The organism is Chloroflexus sp., assembly GCF_034434295.1.
Taxonomy (GTDB): Bacteria; Chloroflexota; Chloroflexia; order Chloroflexales; family Chloroflexaceae; genus Chloroflexus.
Genome location: NZ_DAOTZQ010000067.1, coordinates 1 through 7,304, shown reverse-complemented (window position 1 = coordinate 7,304; position 7,304 = coordinate 1). Strand labels below are relative to the sequence as shown.

General features: G+C 56.4%; 5 protein-coding genes. All 5 read left to right on the top strand.

Annotated elements, in window-relative coordinates:
* Window positions 1-535: 535 nt before the first annotated feature.
* The 5 genes from VAE57_RS10040 (at window position 536) to VAE57_RS10020 (ending at window position 6,414) form a co-directional block, all read left to right on the top strand.
* Window positions 536-2,329: a peptide ABC transporter substrate-binding protein gene (locus VAE57_RS10040; RefSeq protein ID WP_322821747.1), complete on the top strand. Its 1,794-nt coding sequence runs from the start codon at window positions 536-538 to the stop codon at window positions 2,327-2,329.
* 412 nt (window positions 2,330-2,741) lie between these two features.
* A complete protein-coding gene (locus VAE57_RS10035) occupies window positions 2,742-3,701 on the top strand; it encodes an ABC transporter permease (protein ID WP_322821746.1) in 960 nt (319 codons plus the stop codon).
* Window positions 3,702-3,729: 28 nt separating this feature from the next.
* A complete protein-coding gene (locus VAE57_RS10030; protein WP_322821745.1) occupies window positions 3,730-4,758 on the top strand; it encodes an ABC transporter permease in 1,029 nt (342 codons plus the stop codon).
* 15 nt (window positions 4,759-4,773) lie between these two features.
* A complete protein-coding gene (locus tag VAE57_RS10025; RefSeq protein WP_322821744.1) occupies window positions 4,774-5,244 on the top strand; it encodes a hypothetical protein in 471 nt (156 codons plus the stop codon).
* 12 nt (window positions 5,245-5,256) lie between these two features.
* Window positions 5,257-6,414, top strand: a complete 1,158-nt coding sequence (locus tag VAE57_RS10020; RefSeq protein ID WP_322821743.1) for a phospholipase D-like domain-containing protein — start codon at window positions 5,257-5,259, stop codon at window positions 6,412-6,414.
* Window positions 6,415-7,304 lie beyond the last annotated feature (890 nt).

Genomic DNA, 7,304 nt, shown 5'->3' with positions numbered 1-7,304 from the left:
GCGTCCATCCGTGTCCAAACCAGAAGCGAGGTATGGCACACTGCCGCCGCGTCTGCCTCCAACCCTTCTGTCAGGTGTAGTTCACCAACGCCTACGTCCCATCCGCGTCCATCCGCCTAACCCGCGTCCATCCGTGTCCCCGTGATTGGCAGCGTGATCGCTGTCATTCTTGACAACTTGCCGGCCCTGTGGTACTGTTCAAGGCACTCTGCACCTCAGTGAAAGTGGCGATCAAGGGCGATGGAGTTGCGCAACACACAGTTGTGCCTGGCAGCGCAAAGCGGTTACGATCATTGTCTGATCAACCGCTCTTTTGCTATACCCGCGTTCGGGGTTGGCGACGCGCCATGAGGGCGTGTATAACAGTGGATGAGACGTTGGCACAGTCCGACAGTTGACAGATGTTCAGCAGCAGTGCCGGATCAACGGCAGTGCCTACGGAATGTGACGGCTGTGGCCAGCGTTGTTCATCAAATACAGGTGTTCGTTCTAAAGTGAGGAGGTTCCTGTGTCGCACAAACGACTTTGGGCATGGATGACCCTCGTAGCAGTGGCGGCAATGCTCCTGGCAGCGTGTGGTTCGCAGCAACCGCAGGCACAACCGACCACGGCGCCGGCAGCGCAGGCAACTGCTGCCCCGCAGCCGACCGCTGCCCCGCAGCCGACCGCTGCCCCGCAGCCGACCGAGGCACCCGCCGCGCCACAGCAGGGTGGTAAGCTGACGATCCTGTACTGGCAGGCAGTCACGACGCTTAATCCGCACCTGGCAACCGGTACTAAGGACTTCGACGGCGCAACGGTGATTCTCGAACCGCTGGCCCGCTACAACGAGAAGGACGAGCTGGTGCCGTTCCTGGCCGCTGAAATTCCAACGCTGGAGAATGGCGGGGTCGCCGCTGATGGTACCAGCGTGACCTGGAAGATCAAGCCGGGTCTGAAGTGGTCGGACGGGAGTGACTTCACGATTGACGACATTATCTTCACCTGGCAGTACTGCGCCGACGAAGCCACGGCCTGTACGACCAAGGCGGCTTTCGATCCAATCGCGAATATCGAGAAGATTGATAACACGACCTTAAAGATCACCTGGAAAGAGCCGAACGCCAACCCCTACATCTCGTTCGTTGGCCCGCTCGGTATGATCTTGCAGAAGAAGCAGTTCGAGAACTGTGTTGGAGCTGCGGCCAGCACCAGTGCTGAATGCCAGGCGGCCAATCTGGCACCGATTGGCACCAATGCCTGGAAGCTGAAGGAATTCCGCCCCGGAGACACGGTGATCTACGAGCGGAACTCCTTCTACCGCGATGCTGCCAATGTCTTCTTCGATGAAGTCGAGATTAAGGGTGGTGGCGATGCCACATCGGCGGCACGGGCGGTCTGTGAAACGGCTGAGGTCGACTTTGCCTGGAACTTGCAGATTCCAAAGGCTGTGCTCGAACCAATTCTGGCTGCCGGTAATTGTGATGCTATCGCCGGTGGTTCGTTCGGTGTCGAGCGGATTGTGGTCAACTTCGCTAACCCTGACCCGGCCCTGGGTGACAAGCGCAGCGAACCTGATCAGTCGCATCCCTTCCTGACCGATCCGGCAGTACGTCGAGCCATCGCACTGGCGATTGACCGCAAGGCTATCGCCGATCAGCTCTACGGACCGACCGGCGAACCGACCTGCAATATCCTGGTCGTACCTGCCAGCGTCAACTCTCCCAACACGAGCTGCGAACGGAATGTGGAAGAGGCAAAGCGGATTCTGGAAGAGGCAGGCTGGGTGCTGAATGGCTCGGTGCGCGAGAAGAATGGTGTTAAGCTGATTGTCACGTTCCAGACCAGCATTAACACGCTGCGCCAGGGCGAACAGGCGATTATTAAGTCGAATCTGGCCGAAATCGGCATTCAGGTCAACGTGAAGGCCATTGACGCTGCCGTCTTCTTCGGTGGCGATCCGGGCAACCCCGATACGCTGAACAAGTTCTACGCTGACCTGCAAATGTACACCAACGGCCCATCGTCAACCGATCCACAGCAGTATCTGCAGGGCTGGATTTGCGCCGAAGTAGCCTCTTCGGCCAACCAGTGGAACGGCAACAACGATGGTCGCTACTGCAACCCTGAATACGATGCGCTCTTCGAGCAGTTGAAGGTCGAACTCGACTTACAACGCCGGTCAGAGCTGGCCATTCAGATGAACGATCTGCTGGTCAACGATGGTGCGGTTATTCCGCTGATTAACCGCCGCACGCCCAATGCCAAGCTGAAGAATCTGGAAGGCCCGACCTTCAATACCTTCGATAGCAGCATCTGGAATATCGCAAGCTGGCGGCGCGTGCCGTAAGCGATGCCTGCGCGAGAGGCGGCAGGAGTGATCCTGCTGCTTCTCGCGCTTTCTCAATAACGGGATAGCGGGTTCATCTACCTGCGACATACTGTACAATGTTGAACGCATCTCAATCACCGGCACATGTGTTACCCGACTGTTCTAGCAATGGCGCTTTTGAATACAGGCTTGCCATAACGCTTCAGCAGGTTGGGCGCATAGGGCGGCAACAGCCAGAGTAGTCAATTCCGCATGCTGGTGTTCATATGCCGGGATAGTGCGTAAGCACATCTTCCGCACTCTGCAATGATGCAGACCAGGCATCATCACCTGAGAAACATAAAGTATCACGCCGGTAAGCCGGCACAGGATATAGGTGAATCGTAATCCAGACTTATAGCCGTGCTACATTCGACAGGGGCAATAGCGTATGTTGCAGTATATTATTCGGCGTATTTTAATTGCTATTCCGACGCTCCTGATTATCAGTTTTGTGATTTTTGCTGTGCTTGCACTTGCCCCTGGTGATCCACTGGCCCAGTTTGCCCTCAATCCGGCCATTCCTGAATCGACCCGTGAACTGATTCGGATTCAGTTTGGCCTGGATCAACCCTGGCCGGTTCGCTATGTGCGCTGGTTGACCTCGCTCATGCGGGGGGATTGGGGCTTCTCGTTTGGTACCCGTGGCCCGGTGATTGATCTGATCTGGCAGCGCCTACCGCAAACATTAACGGTTGTGGGCACAGCGTATCTGATCGCGGTGTTGCTGGCAATTCCGATCGGTATTATTTCAGCGGTGAAGCAGTATTCAATTTTTGACAACATTGCTACCTTTTTTGCGTTTATTGGTTTTTCAGTACCTTCGTTCTTCACCGGTCTGGTCTTGATGTTGATCTTTGCCATCAATCTGAAATGGTTTCCGATAGTGTACAATACGACCTTGCAAGTCGTTGACTGGGAGACCTTCACCCAACAGGTACGTCAAATGACCTTACCGGTGCTGGTACTGGTTGTGCAACAAACTGCTGCCCTTACCCGCTTCATGCGTTCATCAATGCTTGATAATCTGTCGCTCGATTATGTGCGTACAGCGCGTGCCAAAGGGTTAAGCGACCAGATGGTTGTCTTGCGTCACGTTTTGGTAAACAGCCTGATCCCTGTGGTCACGTTGATTGCACTCGGTATTCCAACCATCTTCGCCGGTGCAATCATTACCGAAAACCTCTTCCGGGTGAATGGTTTGGGAGCGCTGCTGATTACGTCGATCAATAATTCTGACACCCCGGTCGTGATGGCGTTGACGTTCATCTTTGCCATTCTGACGGTGGTATTTAACTTGATTGCCGATATTCTCTACGGTGTGCTCGATCCACGAGTACGCTATTCGTAAGTGAGAGGCAGCCGGAAGGGGTTAGCGTATGTCAGAAATAGAAATGAACAGCACCGTAGGGCTTTCGGCCAGTGCCCGTGCCCAGCAGATGACCACGCGGATGGCTGCGAAACCGCGCACACTGCTCAGCGATGCCTGGCGGCGTTTTCGCAAGCATCGCATGGCAATGTTGGGGGTCGCTGTGCTGGTCGTGCTGGCCCTGTTCTCGTTTGTTGGGCCATATTTCTACGTACCGCGCCTGGCAACAGAACTGGCGGCAATTGGCTCGCCGTTTTTGCAGGATCGGGTTGACCTGCAAACGGCAATTGACCATCTCGATTTTCTGAATATCCTCTCGGCACCGAGTGCCATCCATCCCTTCGGCACCGATGATCTCGGTCGTGATTTGCTGGTGCGCACATTGTACGGTGGTCGGGTCTCGCTGCTGGTCGGTCTGACTGCAATGGCCATTGCGATTTCGCTCGGTACTATCATCGGTGCTACTGCCGGTTTCCTGGGTGGGGTTGTTGACCAGATTTTGATGCGGATTACCGATCTGTTCCTCTCGCTACCGGCAATTCCCCTCACGTTGCTGGTAGTCTATCTGTTCCGCGATCCGGTCATTCAACTCATGGGGTCGCCGGAGGCCGGTATTTTCACGATTGTGGTTACAGTAATCGGGAGCCTGGCCTGGATGAGCACGGCCCGGATTGTGCGCGCCACCTTTCTATCGCTCAAAGAGAAGGAGTTTGTTGAGGCAGCCATTGCGTTGGGTGTCAGCCGTCCGGCAATTATGTTTCGCCATATCCTGCCTAACGCCATCGGCCCGATTATCGTCGCTGCAACACTTGAAGTGGGGAGTGCAATTATCACCGAGTCAACGCTGTCGTTCCTGGGGGTCGGTTTCCCGCCTGATACACCGACCTGGGGTCGGCTAGTAACCGACGGTAGCCAGTATTTGCAGGCAGCCCCCTGGCTGGCCCTCTTCCCCGGCATGTTGATCTTTCTGACGGTGCTTAGCATTAATTTCGTCGGCGATGGTCTGCGCGATGCGCTCGATCCACGTTCACGGTTGTAAGATGTGGTGGAGCCGATGCGTCGCAATCTCACACCGCTGCAACAACTGGTCGTTGAAGCGTTGCAAGAAGACGAGCGTCTGACCGCCGGCTTATCCGATGATCAGGCGACGCAGTTGCTGCGTTGGGCAACAACCCGCGCTGTTGCCTTGACGGCGACGATTGTTGATGAAGCTACCGCCGAGACGATTGCGCAGGCGCTGCGACAGGCCGTGCGGGCCGCTGCACGGGCTGATGGCACGGTGGCGACGGCGGAACGAACACTGACGACTCTGCTGCCGACACCACCATCGCTAAGAGAAACCGCACCGGATCAGCCCGCTGATCCAGCAGCGGATGTTGTGCTGGGAAGCGCGACTGATCGTGATACAGGTCATGCTCGCTCTTACACTATCGACTCACCCCCTTCCCCGCCGGTACCGGCGTATCCGAAGCGATGGCTACATGCGGTACCATTCAGCCTGCTGGCCCATCTGGGCCGTCGCTAGACTGGGGAATCTATGGCGCACAAGCCCCCTTCATCACGACCATATCGCCTCAACCGCACGCAGATCATATTGCTGTTTCTCATCCTGGCCCTCGGTTATCTGATTAATGCCGGGATTATTGATCTACGCCGCTTCGGCCTCGATCCGGCCCTGTTCGGGATTGAAACTCAACCTAAACCCGATGTCAGCGGCGACATCGCTGTCTACTTTACGACACCATCGCTGGTCTACCCCGACGTACCACGCAACCGGGTCACGCCACCGTTTCTGCGCGATATGCTGACCGATATTGCCAATGCTCGCCAGAGTATCGATCTGGCGACATTTGAATACACATTACAACCACTGGCGGAAGCATTGGTTGCTGCCCACCAACGTGGCGTACAGGTGCGACTGGCGCTTGACCGTGAAAGCCTGGAGGACCCGGTAGATGCCAAATTCGCCGGGATTATTGAAGAGGGCAGGATTCCGATAAGCTGGGAAGAGACAACAGCGTTTCTCCACAGCAAATTCATTATCATTGACAACCGGATCGTCTGGACGGGATCGTGGAATGTGACAATCAACGACACCTACCGCAACAACAACAACCTGCTACGGATCACGATCCCATCCATAGTCGAGAATTATCGCGTCGAATTTGCGGAAATGGCTGCCGGTCGGTTCGGCAATAGCAAACAGGCGACAACCCCGCACACCCGCATTACCACCGGTCAGGCAACTATCGAGAATTACTTTACGCCCCGCGAACGGCCAGCCGCACGGATTGTTGAGGTCATCACCAATGCCCGCCGGTCGGTCGTGTTTATGGCCTTTTCGTTCACCAGTGACGAGATTGCCGGGGCAATGATTAATCGGCAGCAGGCCGGCATTCCGGTGCGGGGGGTGTTCGAGCAGCGCAACGCAGAAGGGATCGGTTCCGAGTTTGGACCGTTGCGCGAAGCAGGTGTCGAGGTTTTAACCGACGGGAATTGCTATACCATGCACCACAAGGTGATTGTGGTTGATGAACGGATTGTGATTACCGGTTCGTATAACTTCACCAGTCGCGCCGAACGCACCAACGACGAAAACCTGCTCATCATCGAAGACCCGGTGCTGGCAGCAGCCTATCTCGGTGAGTTCGAGCGCGTCTTCTCCCAGGCGCAAAATCCGACGCGCTGCCAGTAGTGCAGGTGAATGGTGAATGGGGAGTGGGGAATGGGTGTGCTCCAGGCAGGTTCTGGTCACCTTTCGCCCCTTCTCAACCTCCCTCCGCTGAGGGCAGGCCACTGGAGCATGATCCTGCCCCCTACGCATTACCCACCTGTCACCCGGCGGCTGGTATGAAACCTCGGAGTACTTCGTGATGGACACGCTACATCGGTAGTCACGCACATCATGTGGTCACGTACTCCGCAGCGTCCGGCTACGTTTGGCTATGCTGCGAGCGCGTCCCGGATCGTTACGATTACATCCAGTATCCACCTGACCAGGAAGGATAACGGCGTGCCACGTGCTGGATCGTGAGCACGGCTGCTGCGGCAGCGTGACTGCCGCACGCCAAACCCTGCGACACGCGCATGACGCACGGTTAAGGCAATCCATCCAGCATGTGGTGGCACGGCTGAAGTTGTTCGCTGCCACCGGGCTACGAGCCGGGTAGGTTGTCGTTGGTGCCCGGCATGCGGTCAAGCCCTTGCCGTCCAGGTGCACGATAGCACAGCGCGATAACATACGTTCGAGCACCCTGCCTCACGGTTCGGCACGATGTCTCTCGCTGCAATCATGCCGCATTCCGTCCTTGATGCGCACAGCTCACGATAGGCCAGATCCCTGGCATGGTGCCAAAAACAGCACGTATAGCGATCATACCCAATGGTACGCACGTGGTTAACACCATAGGTGTAGTTATGGGTAATGCATAGCGCTTGCGCGGGAGAGTGGAGTTTCGATGGACTGGGGGATCCTGATAGGACATCTGGCAGCATAGGCCATAACAGCCACCTATTTCCCCGCTGCTGCACCTGAACTATGCACCGCTGGACGCCGGTAGGGGCGACGCATGCGTCGCCCCTACG